17 protein-coding genes and 2 pseudogenes are annotated in these 21,854 nt (G+C 53.8%); 9 read left to right on the forward strand and 10 right to left on the reverse strand.

The window, feature by feature from the left end:
* The first annotated feature begins 166 nt into the window (after window positions 1-166).
* The 5 genes from BOW52_RS12310 (at window position 167) to BOW52_RS12330 (ending at window position 5,193) form a co-directional block, all read left to right on the forward strand.
* The gene (locus BOW52_RS12310) at window positions 167-1,219 is read left to right on the forward strand and encodes a hypothetical protein (RefSeq protein WP_078484380.1); all 1,053 of its coding nucleotides are present in this window, start codon (window positions 167-169) and stop codon (window positions 1,217-1,219) included.
* Window positions 1,220-1,283: 64 nt separating this feature from the next.
* Window positions 1,284-2,822: a hypothetical protein gene (locus tag BOW52_RS12315; protein WP_135622347.1), complete on the forward strand. Its 1,539-nt coding sequence runs from the start codon at window positions 1,284-1,286 to the stop codon at window positions 2,820-2,822.
* Between the two features lie 120 nt (window positions 2,823-2,942).
* The gene (locus BOW52_RS12320; RefSeq protein WP_172840331.1) at window positions 2,943-3,788 is read left to right on the forward strand and encodes an SAM-dependent methyltransferase; all 846 of its coding nucleotides are present in this window, start codon (window positions 2,943-2,945) and stop codon (window positions 3,786-3,788) included.
* An 86-nt stretch (window positions 3,789-3,874) separates the two neighbouring features.
* Window positions 3,875-4,738 carry a hypothetical protein gene (locus tag BOW52_RS12325; RefSeq protein WP_135622349.1) on the forward strand — a complete coding sequence of 288 codons (864 nt, stop codon included), beginning with the start codon at window positions 3,875-3,877 and terminating at the stop codon, window positions 4,736-4,738.
* Between the two features lie 2 nt (window positions 4,739-4,740).
* Entirely contained in the window at window positions 4,741-5,193 is a 453-nt protein-coding gene (locus BOW52_RS12330) for a hypothetical protein (protein ID WP_078484384.1), read from the forward strand.
* Window position 5,194: 1 nt separating this feature from the next.
* On the opposite strand, the gene BOW52_RS12335 is transcribed toward BOW52_RS12330, so the two are convergent.
* The 3 genes from BOW52_RS12335 to BOW52_RS12345 form a co-directional block, all read right to left on the reverse strand.
* Window positions 5,195-6,238 (reverse strand): ABC transporter ATP-binding protein, encoded by a 1,044-nt coding sequence (locus tag BOW52_RS12335; RefSeq protein ID WP_172840332.1) that lies wholly within the window; start codon window positions 6,236-6,238, stop codon window positions 5,195-5,197.
* A complete protein-coding gene (locus BOW52_RS12340; RefSeq protein WP_078484385.1) occupies window positions 6,225-7,862 on the reverse strand; it encodes an ABC transporter permease in 1,638 nt (545 codons plus the stop codon). The genes BOW52_RS12335 and BOW52_RS12340 overlap by 14 nt, the downstream gene beginning before the upstream one ends.
* A 70-nt stretch (window positions 7,863-7,932) precedes the next feature.
* A complete protein-coding gene (locus tag BOW52_RS12345) occupies window positions 7,933-8,961 on the reverse strand; it encodes a Fe(3+) ABC transporter substrate-binding protein (RefSeq protein WP_078484386.1) in 1,029 nt (342 codons plus the stop codon).
* A gap of 295 nt (window positions 8,962-9,256) precedes the next feature.
* On the opposite strand from BOW52_RS12345, the gene modA reads away from it, so the two are divergent.
* From modA to modC, 3 genes are all read left to right on the forward strand, one after another.
* Entirely contained in the window at window positions 9,257-10,015 is a 759-nt protein-coding gene (modA, locus tag BOW52_RS12350; protein WP_078484387.1) for a molybdate ABC transporter substrate-binding protein, read from the forward strand.
* A gap of 74 nt (window positions 10,016-10,089) precedes the next feature.
* Entirely contained in the window at window positions 10,090-10,767 is a 678-nt protein-coding gene (gene modB / locus BOW52_RS12355; RefSeq protein WP_078484388.1) for a molybdate ABC transporter permease subunit, read from the forward strand.
* Complete coding sequence (modC, locus tag BOW52_RS12360) at window positions 10,764-11,843, forward strand: molybdenum ABC transporter ATP-binding protein (protein ID WP_078484389.1); 1,080 nt, start codon at window positions 10,764-10,766, stop codon at window positions 11,841-11,843. The genes modB and modC overlap by 4 nt, the downstream gene beginning before the upstream one ends.
* 289 nt (window positions 11,844-12,132) lie before the next feature.
* Here modC and BOW52_RS12365 read toward each other — a convergent pair whose 3' ends face one another.
* The 7 genes and pseudogenes from BOW52_RS12365 to BOW52_RS12395 form a co-directional block, all read right to left on the reverse strand.
* A complete protein-coding gene (locus tag BOW52_RS12365) occupies window positions 12,133-13,287 on the reverse strand; it encodes a response regulator (RefSeq protein WP_078484390.1) in 1,155 nt (384 codons plus the stop codon).
* A 54-nt stretch (window positions 13,288-13,341) separates the two neighbouring features.
* Window positions 13,342-13,743, reverse strand: coding sequence for an Hpt domain-containing protein (locus BOW52_RS17095; RefSeq protein ID WP_172840333.1), 402 nt, complete (start codon window positions 13,741-13,743; stop codon window positions 13,342-13,344).
* A gap of 79 nt (window positions 13,744-13,822) precedes the next feature.
* The gene (locus BOW52_RS12375) at window positions 13,823-16,030 is read right to left on the reverse strand and encodes a PAS domain-containing hybrid sensor histidine kinase/response regulator (RefSeq protein ID WP_078484392.1); all 2,208 of its coding nucleotides are present in this window, start codon (window positions 16,028-16,030) and stop codon (window positions 13,823-13,825) included.
* On the reverse strand, window positions 15,951-18,062 hold the full coding sequence (locus BOW52_RS17905; protein ID WP_330359765.1) for a PAS domain-containing protein: 2,112 nt from the start codon (window positions 18,060-18,062) through the stop codon (window positions 15,951-15,953). Before BOW52_RS17905 ends, BOW52_RS12375 begins: the two co-directional genes overlap by 80 nt.
* A gap of 201 nt (window positions 18,063-18,263) precedes the next feature.
* A pseudogene (locus tag BOW52_RS17445) lies at window positions 18,264-18,968 on the reverse strand (transporter substrate-binding domain-containing protein); the annotation flags it as partial.
* A 119-nt stretch (window positions 18,969-19,087) separates the two neighbouring features.
* Window positions 19,088-20,193 (reverse strand): annotated as a pseudogene (locus tag BOW52_RS12390) (HD-GYP domain-containing protein).
* A 104-nt stretch (window positions 20,194-20,297) separates the two neighbouring features.
* On the reverse strand, window positions 20,298-20,753 hold the full coding sequence (locus BOW52_RS12395) for a hypothetical protein (RefSeq protein WP_078484394.1): 456 nt from the start codon (window positions 20,751-20,753) through the stop codon (window positions 20,298-20,300).
* Window positions 20,754-20,929: 176 nt separating this feature from the next.
* Here BOW52_RS12395 and BOW52_RS12400 point away from each other — a divergent pair, with 176 nt between their 5' ends.
* Window positions 20,930-21,781: a methylated-DNA--[protein]-cysteine S-methyltransferase gene (locus BOW52_RS12400; protein ID WP_236725732.1), complete on the forward strand. Its 852-nt coding sequence runs from the start codon at window positions 20,930-20,932 to the stop codon at window positions 21,779-21,781.
* Window positions 21,782-21,854: the final 73 nt, after the last annotated feature.

Genomic DNA, 21,854 nt, shown 5'->3' on the forward strand with positions numbered 1-21,854 from the left:
GGGGCGCCGTAGGCATAAACGGTCGCGTTAAGTATTTGCCGCTTGCTTGGGCTTGGACGCCCAAAACAAGCTTCCGCAAAAATAGCGACTCCCCGAAATTGATATATCGGTTAGAAGATAGTCCAGCAGTGGAACGAATCACGATCAAGAGCGCTTAGATAGAACCGTGCAAGAAAACATCATACTACTCATCATCTCATTCATACTGACGCTCTTTTTAGCAAGCTATCTGCGACCGATGGCCATCAAGGTAGGGCTCGTCGATCTTCCCTCTCAGCGAAAGCACCACAGTGGTGAGGTGCCGCTGCTGGGTGGGGTGGCGATGGGGGTCACATTCCTTGCGGTGCTGATACTGAGTGGTGTTCCGTTAGACGGATATCGGGTTCTGATCGGTGGAGGGCTGTTGCTGATTTTCGTCGGTGTGCTTGATGACATCCATGAGCTCTCGGCCACTGCGCGAATGGTCATCCAGATCAGCGTCGCCCTGCTGATGGTGACACTCGATGGGGTGGTGTCGGCCTCACTGGGAAATCTGCTGGGTCTGGGTAGTATCGAGATGGACGCATGGGCGATCCCCTTCACCGTGCTGGCGGTGGTCGGAGTTATCAACGCCGTAAACATGTCGGACGGTATCGATGGTCTTGCAGGCGGCATTGTTCTGATCGCAGTGGCCTTCCTCGCGTTGGTCGCCGCCCTCTCGGGACGTACTAGTGACTTGACAGTATTGATGGTGTTGATCGGGGTGGTTGCAGGTTTTCTGATCTATAACTTCCCCTCGCGCTTCAGCAACCAGAGCAAGATATTCATGGGTGACTCAGGTAGCACCCTGCTCGGTTTTCTCGTCGTCTGGTTCATGCTATCGCTCTCGCAGGGGGAGGGGAGCGAGCTGCGCCCTGTAACTGCGCTCTGGATCCTTGCCTACCCGATCATGGACATGGCAGCGATCATGATTCGACGCAAACTCAAAGGGCGTTCGCTCTTCGCGCCAGATCGTGAACATCTGCACCACGTATTTCTACTGACAGGCTATTCGAGTAGAAAAACGGTCACGACACTGCTGCTGATTAATCTGCTGCTGGGCAGTATCGGGATTGTCAGCCAGATTATGGGGGTGGCCGAGTATGTGATGTTCTATGCATTTCTACTATTGATGCTTGCCTATCTCTTTGCCTTGCGCCATGCGTGGAAGCTGATGCGCGCAATCAAGAGCGATGGTTGACTTGAACAACGCTTGATTAACGGGCTGGTGCAACTCCGCCAGATGGGTTTCAATACTCACCACCATGAGAATCAGATCGTTACTCACACTACTCCCGCTGCTACTAATGAACTGCCAGATAGAGGCGGCCGGCTCTGCTGATCTCACGTTCCGTGACACCAGCGTCGTACTGACTCTTGAGGAGCTGGAGCTGCCTGAAAGTGAGCAGATGGGGCTCGCTGGCATCAGCTATCTGTTTAGACCAGAGCCCTGGTTCTATGTCGGTGGTTCCGCATACGGCGCGGCGACAGGCGAGCGCGGCGGTTTCTTCACGGGGGGGCTGACGGCCGGGCTTCAGAGCGATCCTGAGCGCTTGATCTCTCTCGATGGTGGTCTGTTTGTTGGTGGTGGTGGCGGTTCTGCCCCACAGGGTGGTGGTCTGATGATACGCCCCCACCTTGGCATCAGTCTCAATAGCGGTATCGGGAGTGTCGGGCTGCAATATTCAGTAGTTCAGTTTCCCAACGGCGATATCGAAAGCAGCCAGTTTGCTCTCTCTCTCTCTCAGCCAACCTCTCTGCTACTCGGCAAAGGGTGGCTTGATGAGGATCGCTTCTTCTGGGCATTCCGAAATCTTGATAGCGAACGGCGGCTCGCTCCACACTCGCGCAGATTCCTGGCAACTCTCAAGTATTACCAACCACCAGAGGGAACCGTAGGTGCGGCCGGCAGCTTGAAAGAGGATGGGCACGCGGTGGTCGGTTTTGAGTGGAACCGTGATTACGACAGTGGATTCTTCTACCGACTTGAATCATCCGGTGCGGCGGGGGGTACCAGTGACGGATTTGCTGAAATCCTCTTCGGTGGTGGCTATGGCATCTCACTGGCTGATCGGACCCGTCTGAAATTGGCTGTCGGTTTCGGCGCGGCAGGTGGCGGCGATGTGGAAACCGGTGGCGGAATTATTGCCGATAGCTATCTCGGTTTTGAGCACCAGTTTCAGAGCGGAATCTCCATCGGTGCCCGGGCTGGTTATCTAATTGCGCCAGACGGTGATTTCGAGGCGCTAACCTCTGCCCTGCAGCTCGGCTACTCCTTCGATGCACCCGATATCACGCCAGCTGGCGGCACGCTAGTGGCGCGTGACGAGTATGCACCTCAATTTATGCGCGTGCGGTTTATGCACCAGAGCTACCTGCCTGAGGAGGGAATGCGACGCAAGGGTGGGGCCGTTGATGATCGTCGCGTTGATCTGATCGGTGCCAAGTTCGACTACATGCTGAATAGGCACGTCTACCTGACCGGTCAGGCGATCTCCGCCTACGCTGGCGGTGCCGGTGGTTATGCCGTTGGCCTGCTCGGTGCGGGCGTTACTCGCCCCTTCTGGCGCCACAGCCGCTTGCAGTGGAATGCCGAGCTGACAGTGGGGGCCGCCGGTGGTGGCGGTCTGCCGGTCGGTGGTGGTTATATCGTCCAGCCGATGGCAGGTATCGAGTATCTACTCACACCGAATATGGGAGTGGCCCTTAACGGTGGTCTGATCTGGGCGCCGGAGGGAGAGCTGACGGCGGGTCTGGTTGAATTTGGGATCAATTACCGTTTCAGTACGGTCGAAAGGCAGTAGAATAGCCACCTAACAAATAGAGATGACATGAGTGTCATTGACGTTTCGGGATTCTGCGCCCATATTTACTGGCCGTGCCCCGGCAGAAACTGCTGCATGGATGAGCTCCCAAGGTTTGAAATGAATAAAGATAAGATCGTCGAATACTACGATACCTGTGACAAGGACTACCGACTCGTGTGGCACCTCGATCGCTGCATGGCGATGCATATGGGTTTCTGGGATGAGGATACCAAGCGCATCAGCGAAGCCCTGATTCGTGAAAACGATATCCTTGCGCAGCAAGCCAATATCACCCCTAACGACCGCGTACTCGATGCAGGCTGTGGTGTCGGTGGTAGTTCAATCCATCTGGCCAAGAACTACGGCTGTCACGTCACCGGCATTACCCTCAGCGGTAAACAGGTAGAGAGTGCTGAGCACTTTGCCGATCGCCACGGTGTCTCCGATAAAACCAATTTCCAGATCGCTGACTACACAAAGACCCCTTTTAAGGATGAGTCCTTTGACGTTATCTGGGCCGTCGAGAGTGTCTGTTACGCCCAGGACAAAAACGATTTCATCAAAGAGGCACACCGTCTGCTCAAGCCGGGTGGCCGTTTAATCGTGGCCGACGGCTTCCAGCGTGCCTCACCGCTATCACCCAAAGAGGAGCGCCTACTCTCAAAAAGCTATCTTGGCTGGGAGGTGCACAATCTTGAGACCGACGCACGCTTCAGAGATGGCATTGAATCGCACTCCTTCTCTAACATTCGTGAAGACGATGTGACGCCGATGGTAATGACCTCGTCACGTCGCCTGCACCTCTACTCCTACCTCGCCTTTTTCGTCAACATCTACGGATGGCTGAGAGGGCGTCGTGGCCGTGTCGAAATGGGAAACGTCGTCGCTGCCTACAATCAGTACAAGAGCCTCAAACGCGGCATCTGGACCTATAAGACCTTCTACGCCGAGAAGCTCGGCTAACACCGTCCAAAAGAGAGCTCTCCCCACATGTTAATATGGTCAGCTGCGCGCAACCGCGTGTCGTGCGCCATATTCGGGGAGTATTCATGCCAGAAAATCTCGATATCTACGTCGATCGTATAGAGACGGTCGCTGATTCCGACCACTATGTCTTGTCACGGCTATTGAAGGGATTGGATGACTCAGGATTGAGCTACCGTTTCCGAGAGAGCGTCGATGGTCGTGATCTTGCGCCACGTGCCTTTGTCCATATCGATCTCACCGAGCTACCACAACGGTTTCATCAGATCGATAAGCTCTATCCACAGGTCATCAACGGTCAGGCGGTTAGCATCGACCGCAGACGCTACTCACGCGCGATGCTGGAGCGTGGTTCAGACTATGCTGGACCGGTGATCAGCAAGTCGATCTACAACCATCGCGGTGTGCCAGAGTTTAACTATCAGCGACGCCGAAACCTGTCAGCGCGTGTGGGACATCTGTTTAACAAGCTGATCAAACCGCACTATAAACAGCTACGCTGCCCCCACTATGAAGTCCACGAAACACTTGCTGCTGTTCCTGATTCTGTCTGGACGAACCCAGAGCAGATCGTAGAGCGCTTCCTGCCAGGCTCACTTGAACTACCGATTGAGAAACACCGCTACAACTTCTTCTACGATTACGAATTCACCACACGCTCCACTTTTGAATCACTACTCTGTAACCCTGATAAGGTTGTGGAGGTGGATGAGGCTGAGGGTCGTGTTCCCGACGAAGTGAGGAATGTGAGGGAGATGCTCCACCTCGATTACGGTTCGATTGACTACTTCATGGTCGATGACAAGGCCTATGTGATCGATGCCAACAAGACTACAACGACCGGCGATAGCTGGATCGATGCCTATCCGGTCATTGCTGAATATATGCGCTGTATGCAACAGAAGATGATCGAGTTTGTAAAAGGTTAATAATGGATAACGCGGCTAAGAACAGGCTCAAAGCCGGTCTGAGTGGCGTTGATCATCCCGAAGGTTTTTTTCAAAGCCCAGAGTTGTTGGTTGATCTCTACCCCAGGCTCTTCAGCGAGAAACGTTTTACCGAGTGGCGACAACTCTTTGCCGACAAGGCTGTGATGGCACGTAGTGAAGCAGGTACCGAGGCGTGGGTCGAACCGATCGATGCCGCGCTACCGGAGCAGGAGGAGTATGGCGAAGAGAATAGCCGGTTCGAAGAGCTGTGGTTTAACACCCGCATTGAGCGTAGTGGGAATATTGCGGTGATATTTGCTAACTACCGTTTCACTGTCGACCATGAGGTGCGTGAAGGTGTCGATGTGTTAACACTGATCGGTGATGCTCGAGGATGGAAGATCGTCTCATTGGTCTACGAGCAGCACGCACTGCGAGAGATCAACTGCGAGTAGGTCAGCGCGCAGGGAAGAGTGCCACATCCTCGACGTCCAACCGGATCCCGATCGATTCTCCAACATTGTGATTGTGGTGGCTCTGCACCATACAGAGAATCTCCTGACCGCTCGGCAGTAGCAGGGTATAGAGATACTCGGCGCCGCGAAAATCCTTACCCTTCACCTCTAGCTGCAGTTTGCTCTCATCATCATGAATCACATCGTCGGGGCGCAGTAGCAGTTCCACATCGGCTCCAATCTGGCAAGAGGTCGGGACCGCTTCACCGATAATCCCGATTTCGGTCTGTACCCGTCCCCCATCAACAATCTGACCCGGTAGCATGACGCCCTGGCCGATGAAGCCGGCAACAAAGCGGTTGCTCGGGTTGTGGTAAGTGGTGTAACCGTTGGCCCACTGGTGCAGTCGACCCTCACCCACCACACCGATGGAGTCGGCCATCGCAAACGCCTCCATCTGATCGTGAGTCACCAGAATGGCGGTGATGTTGTCGCGCTTGAGCAGATTGCGCACCTCACGTGCCAACTGTTCCCGCAGTTCGGTATCGAGGCTGGAGAAGGGCTCATCCATCAGCAAGATCTCTGGACGTGGCGCCATCGCTCGGATCAGTGCGATGCGTTGCTGCTGTCCGCCGGAGAGCTGGTGTGGATGCACGTTCGCCAGATGTGACATGCCCACTAATGACAATAGCTCTTCGACTCGTGCGCTGCGTTCTGCACCGTTCATATGTTCAAGACCGAAGCCGACATTTTTCGCCACACTCAGATGGGGGAAGAGGGCGAACTCCTGGAACACCATGCCGATGCGGCGCTGCTCGGGTGATAGCGTTTGGCCGACGGCCGAGACGCTGCGCCCATGCAGATCGATCTCACCGCTGGAGAGCGGTTCAAACCCTGCAATGGCGCGCAGCAGGGAGGTCTTGCCGCAGCCGCTTGGCCCGAGCAGACAGCCGATCTCACCGGAGGCGAGTGAGAACGACACCCCTTCGATAACGGTTTTATTGCCGTAGGCGACGGCAGCGTCTCTTACATCAAGTTGCATCATGGTCTCTGGCCCTTGAGATGGAACGGCTGAGAAGAATTACGGGAACGATTCCGGCGACGACGATTGCAAGCGCAGCGGCAGAGGCGTCTGCGAGGCGCTCATCGGCGGCCAGCTCGTAGGCACGCACCGCCAGGGTGTTGAAGTTAAACGGACGTAAGATCAGCGTCGCTGGCAGTTCTTTAAGCACATCTACAAACACCAGCAGCAGGGCGGTGAGCAGACTCCCCTTGAGGATCGGAATATGGACCCTGCCGAGGATCGCCAATGGACGAAGGCCCATCGACTGCGCCGCCTCATCCATAGAGGGGGTGATGCGCTGCAGCCCGGTCTCGACCGCATTCAGAGAGACGGCGAGAAAGCGCACCATGTAGGCAAATAGCAGTGCCGCCACGGTGCCGCTCAGCAGCAGTCCGGTGGAGATATCAAACTCGGCTCGCATCCAGCTATCGAGGGCATTGTCGAACCAGCCAAAGGGGATCACCACGCCGACCGCAATAACAGTGCCCGGCACCGCGTAACCCAGCCCGGCACTGCGCACCGCAAAGCGTACCGGTCGGGTTGGGCGTAGGCGGCGACCGTAACCGAGCAGTAGTGCCAGAAAGAGTGCCAGCACGGCGGCGGCTGCAGCGAGCCCGACGCTGTGCAACACCAGCTCGGCAAAGCGCCCATCGACACTATCCTCAAAGGTTGCCACGGCCCAGAAACCGAGCTGTCCAGCCGGTAGGAGGAAACCAAACAACAGTGGCCCGAGGCAGAAGAACAGGGCAAAAAGAGATCGCCAGCCGTGCAGTGGGTAGCGTTTGATTGGCTGCTGTTTGTGCCCAGTGTGGTGATAGCGCGCCTGTTTGCGTGAGATTCGCTCCAGGCTCAGTAGCACAAAGACAAACAGCAGTAGGATCGCCGAGAGCTGCGCCGCCGCAGCGGCATTATCGAGTCCATACCAGGTACGGAATATGCCGGTGGTGAAGGTGGAAACACCGAAGTATTGCACTGTGCCGTAGTCGGCCAACGTCTCCATCAACACCAGTGAGAGACCGGCGACGATCGAGGGGCGGGCCAGCGGCAGGGCGACGCTGTAGAAGGTGCGCCACGGTCCCTTGCCCAGGCTACGACTCACCTCTGTCACACAGAGTGACTGCTCGATGAAGGCGGTGCGAGTCAGCAGGTAGACGTAGGGGTAGAGCACCAGTGCCAGCATGATCGCTGCCCCCTCAATGGAGCGTATCTCGGGGAACCAGTAGTCGCCATAACCCCAACCAGTCAGCTCGCGTAGTGCACCCTGTAGCGGACCGGCGAAGTCGAACATGCCGGTGTAGGTGTAGGCGATGATATAGGCGGGGATCGCCATCGGCAGTAGTAGCGCCCACTCGAACAGACGACGACCTGGGAACTCGGTCATCGTGACCAGCCATGCGGTGCCAACCCCCATTACCAATGTGCCGAGTGTTACCCCTACCATCAGCAGCAGCGAATTGACCACATAGTCGCGCAGTACCGTCTCAACCAGGTGATCCCATACCGCACCAGCGGGCACAAACAGGTTTGCCACAATGACAAAAACCGGCAGCGCCAGAATCAGGGCGGTGCCGGTTACGCTCGTACTCCAGTAGTTAAATCTAATCATCTAAATAAAGATGCCCGATAGCGCTCCGTCAGCGCTATCGGGCCATGCCTACATCCTGTTTGTATTACGGTTACTTCCAGCCTGCGCGATCCATCAGCATCACGGCGTTGGGGTTGAGATTTCCGAGCTGACTCAGGTTGAGCGTGTCGGCCTTGAAGTGGCCCCATGATTCAAGAACCGAGCTGGTGGCGATGTTATCACGCACAGGGTACTCGCCATTCTTCTCTGCATACCACTGCTGCGAGGCATCACTGGCAAGAAACTCGATCAGTTTGACCGCATTAGCACTGTTCTTGCTCGCCGAGGTGATTGCGGCACCGGAGATATTCACATGGGTGCCACGTCCATCCTGATTGGGCCAGAAGAGCCCCATCTTCCCTGCGGCAGCGCGCTGCGCCTCATCTTTGGAGGTGAGCATACCGGCCAGATAATAGGTGTTAGCCACGGCGATATCACACTGCCCGGCAGCCGCTGCCTTGATTTGATCGCGATCACCACCCTTGGGGGTGCGGGCGAGATTGGCCGCCATCCCCTTGGCCCAGGTCTCAGTCTCTGCTTCGCCGTTACTGGCGATCAATGAGGCGACCAGTGACTGGTTGTAGATATTGCTTGAGGAGCGGATACAGATTCGCTTCTTCCACTTCGGATCAGCCAGCGCCTCATAACTTGAAAGTTCTGCAGGATCGACCTTGCCCTTTACGTAGAGGATTGGACGCGAGCGTAGTGAGAGGCCATACCAGTGGCCCTCGGGATCGCGATAGCTGGCAGGGACCAGCTTCTCGAGCGTTGCCGAATCGAAGCTACGGGTGACACCAGCGCTCTTGGCGCGGTGCAGACGTCCGGCATCGGTGGTCAGCAGCACGTCTGCGGGGGTGTTGCGACCCTCGCTCTTGAGGCGTTTGAGCAGCGCATCGGCCTTACCGGTGACCAGATTGACCGTAATACCTGTTTCACTGGTGAAGCGATCGAGCAGCGGTTTGATCAGAGCCTCTTTACGTGCCGAGTAGAGGTTAACCTCGCCGCTGGCAGCGGCGGTCAGGGGGAGTGCCACGGCAGCGGTGGTGGCGAGCGCGGCGATCAGCTGTTTCAGGTTCAACATCTTCGTTTCCTCAATTTCGACAGTAGTTATCTTGAAATAGATACTATTGCGAATCGTTCTCATTTGCAATAGTGGGTTGAGTCTAGGTTTTTTTGTGGGAATGGATCGCTGTTCTGAAATGGCGTCGATGTCTCGGTTGTCATGCACAGAGGTGGTTGAATAGCCCCCAGTTTCGAATCAAGTAGAAAATGTTTGAACCGGGTATGGCGCAGGATAAGGGGCGCAGGGGTTTCGCGAGCATTTTGTTGTAGCAAACGGCTGTTACCGATCGGTCTGATCTTGATAGAGTGACGTAATGAAGCAATACAATTCTTGTTATCGGTACGCGCTGCTGCTGGGTATGTTGCTAATCGAGCCGATCGTGCAGGCGGCTGAGGTTAAGGTGGCGGTCGCCGCTAACTTCACCGACGTAGCACGAGAGCTTGTACCGCTGTTTAAGCAGACGACTGGACATACAGCAAGCATCAGCTTTGGCTCTACCGGCAAGCTATACGCTCAGATTGGAAATGGCGCTCCCTTCGGTGTCTTTCTCGCTGCCGATAGCGAGAGGGCGTGGCGTACAGAGGCGTCAGGGCTGGCCGTTGAGGGGACACGCTTTACCTATGCGGTGGGCAGGTTGGTCTTCTGGAGTTCCACTTCGGGCCAGTTCAATGAGGGAGAGTCCTATCTACGCTCGGCAAGCTTTAAGCGTGTCGCGATCGGTAATCCAAAAACAGCCCCTTACGGTCATGCAGCAAAACAGGTTCTTGAGCATCTGTCGCTCTGGAGTGAGGTGGAACCAAAACTGGTGCGTGGTGAATCCATTGCACAGACCTTCCAGTTCACCGCAACCGGAAATGTTGATGCCGGTTTTGTTGCGCTTTCACAGGTGAAGGGGTGGCGTGAAAGAGGCACACTTTGGACCATTCCCCAGAAGTACTACTCACCGATAGAGCAGCAGGCAGTACTGTTGAGCAAGGGCAGGGATAATCCAGCGGCAATCGCATTCGTAGATTTTTTGAGAAGTGTAGCGGCACGCAAGGTAATATCCTCCTACGGGTATGGCGTGGAGTGAATGCAGGCCTGGTGCTCTGTAATCTGCCGCCATTGTTAGCTTCGCGAATAACGATATCTTTATGAGGATGTTTAATGTCGTTTGATTGGCAACCGGTCTGGCTGACGCTGAAACTGGCGAGTGTCACCACAATTTTCCTGCTAATGATCGGCACCCCGATCGCCTGGTGGCTGTCGCAAACAGAGTCGCGCTTTAAACACGCCATCAGCGCTGTAGTCGCACTACCGCTGGTGTTGCCACCCACGGTGCTCGGCTTCTATCTTCTGGTCTTCCTCGGCCCCAATGGCCCCGGAGGACAGCTCACCCAGGCGCTCGGCATCGGCACGCTTCCCTTTACCTTTAGCGGTCTGGTCTTCGCATCGGTGCTCTATTCGCTTCCCTTCGTCGTACAGCCACTACAGAACGCCTTTGAGGCGTTGGGAAAACGTCCGCTGGAGGTGGCCGCCACACTGCGCGCATCAAAATCAGACCGTTTTTTCAACGTCGCCGTACCCTTGGCTCGGCCCGGTTTCCTCACCGCAATGGTGCTCGGTTTTGCACACACCGTCGGAGAGTTTGGCGTGGTGCTGATGATTGGTGGCAACATCCCAGGTGAGACCAAGGTGCTCTCGGTCGCCATCTACGACCACGTTGAAACACTTGAATATGGTCAGGCACATCTTCTCTCTGCCGGTATGATCGGCTTTGCATTCACAGTATTGCTGGCGCTCTACCTGCTGAACGGGCGAGTCTCTCGCGGTGAAGCTGGATGAGTGAGATCGAAGCACAATTTGATATGCAGCTCGGTGAATTCACTCTGAATGTTGAGCTGACACTACCGGGGCAGGGCGTCATTGCGCTATTCGGTGACTCCGGTTCAGGCAAGACAACACTGCTGCGTGCCATTGCAGGCCTGGAGCAGGCGTCGGGCAGCCTCAGCGTCAATGGTGAGGTGTGGCAGAGTGAGGCCCACTTCATGCCGGTACACCAGCGCCCGATCGGTTACGTCTTTCAGGAGGCGAGTCTCTTCTCACATCTCAATGTCAGGCAGAACCTCGCCTTCGGTCTAAAGCGCATCCCCAGGGCTGCACGTCAGATCGAGATGAGCCAGGTGGTCGAGTGGCTCGGTATTGAGCATCTGCTTAAACGTATGCCGCAGCACCTCTCTGGTGGTGAGCGTCAACGTGTTGCCATAGGACGTGCCCTACTTACCAGTCCACGACTGCTGATGATGGACGAACCGCTCTCGGCACTCGATGAGCGCAGCAAGCACGACATCCTCCCCTATCTGGAGCGGTTGCATGACGAGCTGGCGATCCCGGTGCTCTACGTCAGCCACTCGGTCAAAGAGGTTTCGCGCCTTGCCGACCACATGGTCTGGCTGGAGCAGGGGCGGGTGAAGGCGAGCGGTTCGCTGCAGCAGATGATGAGCAACCTGGAGCTGGCCATCTCCCACGAGGATGAGGCCTCAGCGGTGCTCGAGACCGAGGTGGTTGGCCATGACGAGGAGTACCAGCTCACCATCCTTGAGAGCCGCTTCGGCAAGCTGCAGGTGCGTCGCTGCGACAAGGCAGTCGGTGAGAAGGTGCGAGTCAACATACCCGCCAAGGATGTCAGCCTTAGCCTCGATCATGAGGAGCGCAGCAGCATCCTTAACATCTGGGAGGCCGTTGTTATCGAGGTGGCCGATGCCGGCCACGGTCAGGTGATGGCAAAGCTCTGCTGCCCGGAGAATGTGGGCAATCAACCGCTGCTGGCACGCATTACCCGCAAGTCACGCGACAAGCTCGACGTGAAGCTCGGTACACAGCTCTATGCACGGATCAAGAGTGTTGGTCTACTCGACTAGCTGTGGGTATAGATCACTGCCGATGTGCTGTTTTCAGTCTTTACTAAATTTGCCAGTTATCAGAACGCGGGTAACTACCGCGTAGAGTGTCGCCTCACAGATAAAATCGGCCGAAAAATGCCATTTTTTTGTGAAGACAGCAGGCCGTGTAGTGCGCTGCAGCGGCAGGTTCGAGTCGGTACCAAGGATGTGTTTAGTGTCGATCGAGATATCGGTAATTTAGTCAGCTGGAAAAGGCGTAGCGAGTAAACAGTGAATACTGTTTGGCAATACTCATGGGTGTGAAGTATCAAGTACGCTCGCTGATGATGCTGTGTATTTTTTCAAGGATGAGATTACGATCGCCCGGTTTGACGATAAAGCCATCTGCACCGGCGTGCAGGCTCTGCTCGACCAGCTCTCGTGAGTGGGCACCAGTCAACATGATGACGGGGATCGCGGCAGTTTTGTGATCGGACTTGATGATTTTTAGCGCCTTGATGCCATCGATAATCGGCATCTTATAGTCGAGTAGAACGATGTCAGGATTGATGATCGGAAGATTTGCAAGTGCCTGTGAACAGTCACTCGTGGCAATGATCTCGGTGAATTCGTCGTCGAGCATATCCGCTATCAGTTCAAGGTAGAGTTCATCGTCGTCGATAAACAGTGCCTTGATTCGTTTGGGTGTTGGACGAATCTTCTGCAACTCGGCGATATTTTCTGTGTAACTCATGTTGAACTCATCGAACCACTGCTCGTTATCGGTGAGCAGTTTTTCAAAAGCAGTGCCGCCCTCGTTGAGATTGGTTATTAACAGATCGTCAAAGCGTGATGTGATGAGGCTTGAATCGCCTCGGCTCTGACCACGCATCTCCTTCTCGAGCTGCTTAATGTCGTCTGATAGTCGGTTGGTAAAGAGGTGGAACTTGCGTAGCGAATCACGGCTCTGGCTGGTTCCCGTTTCGACCATTTTCCGGGTGAGATTGTTGAATTGGTCTACGCCACTCGATAGCTGCTCAAGACGACTGTTGAGTTGGCGGTGGTGGTCGATTCGATGACGTTCGAGTGACTGCTTTACTGACATGTGCAGGCGGTGAGGATCGTACAGTGGGCGATCGGCAACATAGTCATCGATCGAACCGCTCTTGAACAGTTGGTACGCCTTTTCAGAGTCCGAAGCTTTACACAGTAGGAGTGTCTGATGTGGGTGTTGCTGTATATGAGAATCGTGGCGGAAAAGTGAAAGGTAGAAGTGTTCGGCCTTTTCCACCTCCTCGAAGGCGAGCATCAAAATTGATGGGCGGTGCTCAATAAATAGCTTGACCCCGTCGCTCTGCTGATCTGTCATTAATACCGTGCCATGCTCTGCAATAAGGTGCTCCTGTAGTCGGGCAAGCTCATCAGGCGTGTCACCGACCATCAAAATATCGTTATTGATCTTGTTGCGTTCGTGAGCTTTCATGGCCGTTCCATTAATAGCATTGTCGCAAAGTTACGTCTTAGAGTAGCCGTATTGTCATAGCGTATCGATATATGTCTTAACATCGTCATATTGACTATGGAGTTGTGAGATGAGTGGCTTGATGCGGCTCTGGTCACCCTCTGTAGCGATCTTTTCGAGTTGTTCACAGGTGCTGGCAAGTGATGTTGCGCCTACCATCCCCGCTGAGGATTTTAACTTGTGAGCGATAAATGCGATCTGATTATTATCGTTGTCCGCGAACGCGACATCTATCTCTTTTAGTGATTCCGCACCATGACGGGCGAATTTTTTCAGATATTCGGCCTGTTTAATCTGTTTCTTACCAAACAGTTTCGATAGTGCGGTAGGGTCGATTGGATAGCTTTCCTTCTGTGTCTCTTCTACTGGGAGTGGGTGTGCCTCATTGCTTTTCTGAGGCGATTCTAATAATTCCATAGAGTCCAGTGCAAGCTGGAAATCAAAGTTTTCTATCTGTTTCTTCCGCTGACCGCCATGGATAGCGAAGCGAAGGCGGTTAGTCCGCGATAGTCGACGCCGTCTGCCTATTCGTAGTTGAGAGCGCGAGCGAACGACGAAGAGGGCTTGGACGCCCAAAACAAGCTTCCGCAAAAATAGCGACTCCCCGAAGGGTGTCGATTCTCTCTCCATAGAGCGCGGTAAGAGCCGGTTCCGCATCGTTAAATAGTGATATCGACCGAGCATCATCCTGGGCGATAAGGGTTCGGAGCTGTACGAGTAAATGATTTAATTCATCTGCGTCGACTTTCTCTGCATTGACAGGTGGTTGAGCATCTGGAAGGTTATTGATTGCATAGGCTAGTGTTTCCAGTGCGCTGCCTGCAGTGTCGACAAGCCGTTCTACCTCGCTCGCATCAAGCTCCTCTGAACTATCTCGTAGCAGCCGCTCAAGATCGGATGAGTGCTGTTGTAGTTCAGTCAGGCCCAGTGTGCCGGATGCACCTTTTATTGCATGTGCGATCTGTACCGCTTCATCTCGGTTGTCACTATTAATCGCACTGTTTAGTCTCTCAATGTCGCTTCCATGATTGGTGATAAAACCGTTAAGTAATCGAGCGAATGCTGACAGATCGCTTTTAACATGTGACATTCCGGTCTCGAGATTGAGGCCCGGAATAGTCTCGAGTCTTTGCTTTAGCGCAATGTCCACAGCGTTTGGCTGTGATGCTTTTTCATTTGAGGAGGTAGTTATGGATGGCTCCTTTTCAGGCAGCCATTTGCGTAGCATGACGAAGAGCTTATCCGGTTCTACCGGTTTGGCGACAAAATCGTCCATGCCGGCGGCCTTGCAAGCATTGCGATCATTCTCGAAGACGTTGGCTGTCATCGCAAGGATCGGCACACCTTCCTGGAGTTTTCCGGAACGTATCATGCGTGTCGCATCGAGCCCGTCCATCTCCGGCATCTGTACATCCATAAGGATTAAGTCATATCTGTTGTGATTACACTTGTTGACGGCGATGCGGCCATTTTCGGCAATATCCACGTCTATCTTCACGCCAGCCAGCAGTTCGAAAGCGACCTCTCGATTGATCTCGTTATCCTCGACAAGGAGGATGCGTGAGCCTGCGTGGTGGTTCATTAAATCCGCTTCAGCGTTCTCATCTGTCGGTTCCTGGCTGTTGGGCACGCCTCGGTGTCCGTGTTGGAGTGTTGCCGTGAACCAGAATGTGCTCCCCTCGCCCGGTGTACTGGTAACGCCAACCTCGCCATCCATCATTTCAGCAAGACGTTGAGTAATAGCCAATCCCAGCCCAGTACCACCATATTTGCGGGTTGTTGAGAGATCTGCCTGTTCGAAGGCGTCAAATAGGTGGGTGGCCTTAGATGGTTCAATCCCGATACCGGTATCTTCAACCTCAAACCGAACCACTACCTGTTCGTCATCTTCACTGAGCCTGGTCGAGCGGAGGTAGATGGTTCCCTGGTTGGTAAACTTAATCGCGTTGCTGGCATAGTTGAGTAGTGCCTGGCGGATTCTTGTTGGATCACCTCTCAGCCATATAGGTACGCTGTCCTTGTCGACTTCGATTGATATACCTTTCGACATGGCCGTCTCCCTGAGCATCGACTTGATATGGTCGAATATCGCGTCGAGATGGAAGTCGGTGTACTCAAGTGAGAGTTTACCGGCATCTATTTTCGAAATATCGAGTATGTCATTGATGATCGAGAGGAGGTGCTGAGCTGATGAATCAATTTTCTGCAGCCTTTCGATCTGCTGATTGGTGGGGTTAGAGCGCTGCAGAAGGTGGGTAAGACCGATGATTGCGTTCATCGGGGTGCGGATCTCGTGGCTCATGTTGGCCAGGAAGGTGCCCTTGGCCTGGTTGGCGTTTTCGGCGTGATTTCTAGCCTCATCGAGCTCGATCGTACGTGTTTCCACCAGTTCTTCGAGATGGTTGCGGTAGCTGTCGAGTTCATTGGCGATACGCTTCTTCTCGGTGATATCCTCTTTGACAGCCACATAGTGGGAGGTTGATCCGTCTGGACGGCGTATAGGCGTGATGATTGCGTATTCGACATATACGCTGCCATCTTTTCGCTGATTATAGAATTCACCTTGCCAACTATTGCCCTGCGTCAGGGTCTCCCACATCTGTTTATAGGTCGCTGTAGGTGTTTTACCCGAGTGAAGAACGCGTGGATTCTGCCCAATCACATCTTCGCGCTGGTAACCGGTGTTGCTTACGCTGACCGCCATGGATAGCGAAGCGAAGGCGGTTAGTCCGCGATAGTCGACGCCGTCTGCCTATTCGTAGTTGAGAGCGTGAGCGAACGACGGAGAATGCCTCGTTTACATATTCAATTTCAGCTTCGACACTAGTGATGGCGATGCTCTCCGGGCTCTGCTCGACCGCCTGAGCAAGGACAAGGATGCGCTCCTCTGCTTCGATTCGGTCTGTTATGTCGACAAAGGAGATAATGATCTCCTGTAGCTCGCCATTCTCATCGGTTTGAGGAAAGCCGTTTACCAGTACCCAAACGGTCTTCTCATGCCCCGGCTTGTTGACGCCGACCAGCATGTCCTTGAGGGTGGTATCGCTGGATTTGACGAGATTGACTGGATAGCTCTCAAGCGGCAGTGGTTGGTGATCTTTGTCGATAAAGTGCCAGGCGGGGTCGATGTCAGTTTTTCCCATCATCTGCTCGATAGTGAGGCCGAGCAGTTCACTCGCACGGTTGTTGCTCATCGTGATGGAGGTGTCGGGTGCATGCACCACAATTCCGGCGCTCAAGTTGTCGACAAGATTCTTCAATTTGGCTTCACTTGCGCGAATCTTCTCTTCGGCACGCTTTTGTTTGGTTATATCCTCGACACTCGACCAGATAAGCTGCTCATTACCCCTATTGAGAAGGCGCCCCTGCAGGCGTACGTTCCTCAATGAACCGTCCTTATGGAGATACTCCTTTTCGTAGGGGCCGTATCGACCGCTGGTGTTGAGTTGTTCGAGCTGCTTGCGCTCCTGTTCCGCGTACCTTTCGGGTGTGATATCCCAGTAGCTAAGCTTCAGAGTCTCTTCGACGTCTCGACCGATGATGTTGGCGTAGGCGGGGTTTACATCAACCAGTGAGCCGTCCATTTTGCAGAGTGCAAGTCCGGTGCTCGACTCCTCGAAGAGCATACGGCTGTGGTGTTCACTGCTGCGCAACGCCATCTCATTGCGTTTGTTCTCTGTTACGTCAATAATGCTGACAGGTATTCGTCTCAGATCATCTCCGTGCTTCGGTATCTGAAAGGAGATGATGGTGTCGATGTTTGTTCCTTTGAGTGTCCTGACGCTGGCCTCACTTCTGAATTTATCTCCACTGTCCCATATGGTGCAGAGTTCATTGATGAAGATGCCGATAGCATTGTGGCCGAAAGTTTTGTCGATGTTGTCACTCAACTCATTAAATGAGTCGGCATCAAATAGCTTTAGTGCGGCATTGTTGGCGTCGCGGACGCGTATGGAGGCAGCCAGGTTCCAAGTGAATTGTTCGTTTTCAGCCAAATGGGTTCGAAGATCAGTTATGCCTCTCTCTTTCAGATCTTCCAGTCTTCGGTAGATTTCGGATAGATCCTCATCGAAAATCGCGACCTCGGTGTTGTCGAAAATGTTTTTAAAGCGTCGGCGACCCTTCTGTATCTCGTTGATGATTTTGCCGCTGATGTTGTGAGTGATCAGCCCTCCAGCAAGGATAAGGAAGAAGGCGGCGACAGTTGAGATGACTGCGGCAGAGATAAATGGCGCGCGGATTTCATTGATGTCGATCTTGACTACGATTCCGAGGTTGTGGGTGGGTATCGGGTGGTAGGCGGCAACTACCTTGGTATTTCGATAGTCAAGACCGACCAGTGTGCCAGTGTTTCCTGAGAGCGCCTGGCGCATCGGTTCGGCGAGCGGTGAAGAGAAGGAGGTGGGGAAGGGTTCGTAGCGTCGGGACGATTTCTGACGGATGATGAACTCGATGTTGTCGCCGCTACGTTTGGCCAGGGTTATCTCCGAGGAGCCATGTTGTGGTGCAAGCCCATCCTTTACCTCCTCGATGGTGTGCGTGAATGGATCGGGGAATCTGCGAGTGTGTTCGCTGTCACCAAAAGAGTGGTGTTCGATATTCGATCTGGCGATACTGTCGATCAGTGTAGCGTGGCTGAACGCCGATTCCAGTAAGCGCCTCTCGACCTCTTTGAAAGATGAGTGGTAGAGAATGGTGATGACGATTAACATTACACTCAATGCGACGATTGTCATCACCACTAGAATCTGTACAAAGTGTTTTTTACTTTCAATAATGTCTGTGTGACTTTTATCGATTGGATGGCGATTATTTTTCTTTCGTTGGTGGATATTTGTGATCCACCACGCAATAAAGATAAAAGCACCGGTTGCGGCCAAGAGGGTCAGTAGTTGTTGAGTGAGGTCTGTTGGGCTCTTGTCCGGTGAGAGCCATTTTTGGTTCAATTCATCAAATTCAGTCGTGTTGAGTAACTGCCTCAGGGCGATGTCGATCACGGTAGAAAGTCTGGGGTGTTTTTGATTGATCGCTATAGCCCGAGATATGGTCTTTAACGGTTGTCCGATAACATGAATGATTTTTCTAAGACCTCTCTGGTCGAGGTTGTACCAGGTGACGCTCTCAGGGTAGATGAATGCTGCAATACGTTTGTCGAGCAGAGCCTGAAGCATGTCGGAGAAGGTCTCGAAGACAATGATATCGACACCCTTGAGTTTTTTTGCCTCAGTCTCGCCGACATTGTCTTTTCTGACACCAATGGTACGCCCGATTAGATCTTCATGATTGAGGATGGTTGTGTTTGTTTTGTGGGTGAAAACCGATATATTGAAGTTGTCAGTCGGATTACTGAAGCGTGTGAACGCTTTGCGTTCGTCCGTAATTCCCAAGTTTGGAATGATATGCGCATCGCCGTTTTCAAACTCTTTTAAGGCCTGAGTCTAGTCAGACGGTTGATAGGTGATCTTTATGCCGGCCCTGGTTGCCACCTCGTTCATTACCTCAATGGCAAATCCAGTCGGTTTTCCATCCTTGCCTGTTATGTAGTAGGGGGGGGAAATGTGCAGGATGTACCGCAATAATCTCCTTGGGAATGGCGTCGACTGTTTCTGTACGAATAGACGTCGTGGTGAGCTGCAGGGCAATAAAGAGGATGTGGAATAGCACCTGTATTCTTGCCAAAGGCCTCATCCGAAGAAAGGTGGCGGTGGATGATTTCAAGGTGTTATTCCTCTTTTGGTTGATTCAATGCCCGCGGATGTCGCTAACGTATCTCTACATCGTGCTGTTTAGGCAGACTGTGTCGCTCTGCAATATCAGTGAATTGGTCGAAACATTCGAGGAAGGCGTCGACAACATCGGGATCAAACTGACTACCCTTACCGTCAATGATGATCTCCCTTGTATCCTCATAGGACATCGCAGGTTTGTATACGCGCTCTGAAATGAGTGCATCAAATACATCTGCCAGTGCCATCAATCTTGCCGATATGGGTATTTCGTTGCCAGCGAGCCGATCGGGGTAGCCAGTACCGTCCCAGCGCTCGTGGTGCCAGTGTGCGATCTCCTTGGCGAGGGTTAGGAACTCTACGCTCTGCTCGACATCGTGCTCGGCGCTGTCGATAGCGTGGGCGCCATACTCGGCGTGCTTTTTCATTATCAGCCACTCATCCTCGCTGAGTTTGCCAGGTTTGAGAAGGATGTGGTCGGGGATTCCGACCTTACCAATATCGTGGAGGGGGCCGATTCTGTGAGCAGTTTTATAAAATTGTCGTTGATGATATTCCTAAAGCGTGGGTGGTCACTAAGATGCTGCGCAAGCAGCTGTACGTAGGATTGGGTTCGCAGGATATGATCGCCGGTCTCTGGATCCCTAATCTCGGCAAGGTGGGCCAGTGCTCTGATGCTGACATTCTGAATGGTCTGGTTTTCCGCCATACGGCGTTCAACTTCAGCTTCCAGGAATTTATTCTTATCGACCAGAAAGTCCTTGGCCTGTTTGACGAGGAGCTGGCTTCTAACGCGAGCTAATAAAATGGCAGGATTGATCGGCTTGGTGATGTAGTCGGCCGCCCCCATGGTGATCCCCTTCTCTTCATCCTCGTCGGCATCCATGGCGGTTATGAAAATGACCGGAATATCGGAGGTGGTTTCGTCTGCACGCAATTTGGACAGTACCTTGTGACCATCCATCTCCGGCATCAGGATGTCGAGCAGAATGAGGTCCGGCCGGGGGGAGGTCTGAGCGATCTGCAGCGCGCGCGATCCGGAGTTGGCTGCACGAACTCGGTAGTAGGGTTCGAGCGTTCCATTCAGTGCGGCCAGGTTAGCGGCTTCATCGTCGACAATAAGGATTGTGTCTCTGTCCATCCGAATTTTCCCTTTCGCTACCAATTGGCGGGCGTTTTGCCGTTTTAGGTGGGTGGCAGAAGCGGAATTTATCGATCAGTTGCCGTTGATCTTCAGCGTCACCATTAGCTTCTGGTCGCACTCGGCTTGCGGATCAGGCTGCCTCCCTTCTGCTGGAGTATACCGCTGATCTGTCCGAAGATATTCTTGCCCAGCTCCGAGGCGAAGTGGTCCATCTGGTAACCGGCACCAATGTTGCTCGGGAGCTTGTGGTAGAACATCGCTGGTTTATGGTCGGCCTTGCCGTCGTGCAGCATCGCTTTAGTGAGGTAGTCGACCGACTCGGTGCAGGCTTCAGCGGTAATCGAGGTCTGCACCGGTTTGTCGCTCTCTGTTTCGGTGTAGGGGGTGGTGCAGCTGACCAGATATCCTTCCGGTGCGCAGAGTGCGGCAGTGATGCGCTTCTCACTTTTGATCTTAGCCGACCACTGATCCTTGGTCTCATAACCGGCGGCGCTGGTGAGGCCGGGAAGGGTGAGTGCAGCAATCAGGGGCAGGGCAGCTGCAACGATCTTCTTCATGTGAACTCCTCAATGTTCGATGCGTTGTTATTGGTTTGAGTTCGATAGTTGCAGATATAGTTGGTCAGGGCAAAGTTTGATTTATTTGCAAGCCAGAGCAGGAATCGGGTGGCGTGTTGGGGTGGGCTGGGTGAGGCTAACTGTTGTATCGAATCAATCTTTTCGGGAGAGGCTGTGTGGACACACTGTCTGATCAGAGTCGCAGCTATATAGAGATCGAACGGGCCATCGCCTATCTGCGAAAACAAGCAATGGCACAACCGTCGCTCTCTGAAGTTGCAGTGGTGCTCGGAGTGAGCGTGTCGCATCTGCAGCGCACCTTTAGCAATTGGGCTGGCATCTCACCGAAGCGCTTTCTCCAGTTTCTGACCAAGGAGCACGCCAGGCAGCAGTTGCGCCAGTCACAGGCAGTGTTACAGACAACTATAGAGGTTGGCCTATCCAGTCCGGGCCGACTGCACGATCTGATGGTCACAACCGAGGCGATGACGCCAGGTGAGGTGGGCGCATTAGGTCAGGGTGTAACGGTGAATTATGGTGAGGCCAACACTCCCTTCGGCCGGGCAATGATCGGCTGGACGTCACGCGGCATCTGTAATCTCGCTTTCTGCGACGATGGTTGTGAAGCGTGGATTAAAGAGTTGGCCGCAGAGTGGTCGGCGGCGACACTCAGTAGTAACGATAGGGAGGCGGCCGATCTAGCCCAGCGGATTTTTGCCAAACCCTCACTCGATAAACCGCTACATCTCCTGTTACGTGGCACTAACTTTCAGATCAAGGTGTGGGAGGCGCTATTGAGCATCGGGTCATCCCAGCTCAGCTCCTACGGCGCCCTGGCCTCAGCGGTCGGTTCACCGCGTGCGCAGCGTGCCGTTGGCAGCGCGGTGGCGGCCAACCGGATCGGCTTCCTGATCCCCTGTCATCGCGTGATTCGTGAGAGCGGTGAGATTGGTCAATACCGCTGGGGCTCCGACCGCAAGGCAGCTATGGAGATGTGGGAGGCCGCGCAGTCAGCACTGGTGGAGTAGTGAGGGCAAGAGACGCAGATCGGCTGGCTGGCTAGCTATGTAGATAACAATCACCTCTTTGCAGAGTGCGGCT

This window comes from Solemya pervernicosa gill symbiont, from assembly GCF_002020875.1.
In the GTDB taxonomy this organism is placed as follows: Bacteria; Pseudomonadota; Gammaproteobacteria.

Coding starts and splice junctions, on each gene's coding strand:
- BOW52_RS12315 (WP_135622347.1), top strand. CDS start 1,284: ATGAGAATCAGATCGTTACTCACACTACTCCCGCTGCTACTAATGAAC.
- BOW52_RS12320 (WP_172840331.1), top strand. CDS start 2,943: ATGAATAAAGATAAGATCGTCGAATACTACGATACCTGTGACAAGGAC.
- BOW52_RS12325 (WP_135622349.1), top strand. CDS start 3,875: ATGCCAGAAAATCTCGATATCTACGTCGATCGTATAGAGACGGTCGCT.
- BOW52_RS12330 (WP_078484384.1), top strand. CDS start 4,741: ATGGATAACGCGGCTAAGAACAGGCTCAAAGCCGGTCTGAGTGGCGTT.
- BOW52_RS12335 (WP_172840332.1), bottom strand. CDS start 6,238: ATGATGCAACTTGATGTAAGAGACGCTGCCGTCGCCTACGGCAATAAA.
- BOW52_RS12340 (WP_078484385.1), bottom strand. CDS start 7,862: ATGATTAGATTTAACTACTGGAGTACGAGCGTAACCGGCACCGCCCTG.
- BOW52_RS12345 (WP_078484386.1), bottom strand. CDS start 8,961: ATGTTGAACCTGAAACAGCTGATCGCCGCGCTCGCCACCACCGCTGCC.
- modA (WP_078484387.1), top strand. CDS start 9,257: ATGAAGCAATACAATTCTTGTTATCGGTACGCGCTGCTGCTGGGTATG.
- modB (WP_078484388.1), top strand. CDS start 10,090: ATGTCGTTTGATTGGCAACCGGTCTGGCTGACGCTGAAACTGGCGAGT.
- modC (WP_078484389.1), top strand. CDS start 10,764: ATGAGTGAGATCGAAGCACAATTTGATATGCAGCTCGGTGAATTCACT.
- BOW52_RS12365 (WP_078484390.1), bottom strand. CDS start 13,287: ATGAAAGCTCACGAACGCAACAAGATCAATAACGATATTTTGATGGTC.
- BOW52_RS17095 (WP_172840333.1), bottom strand. CDS start 13,743: ATGGAATTATTAGAATCGCCTCAGAAAAGCAATGAGGCACACCCACTC.
- BOW52_RS12375 (WP_078484392.1), bottom strand. CDS start 16,030: ATGGCGGTCAGCGTAAGCAACACCGGTTACCAGCGCGAAGATGTGATT.
- BOW52_RS17905 (WP_330359765.1), bottom strand. CDS start 18,062: ATGACAATCGTCGCATTGAGTGTAATGTTAATCGTCATCACCATTCTC.
- BOW52_RS12395 (WP_078484394.1), bottom strand. CDS start 20,753: ATGAAGAAGATCGTTGCAGCTGCCCTGCCCCTGATTGCTGCACTCACC.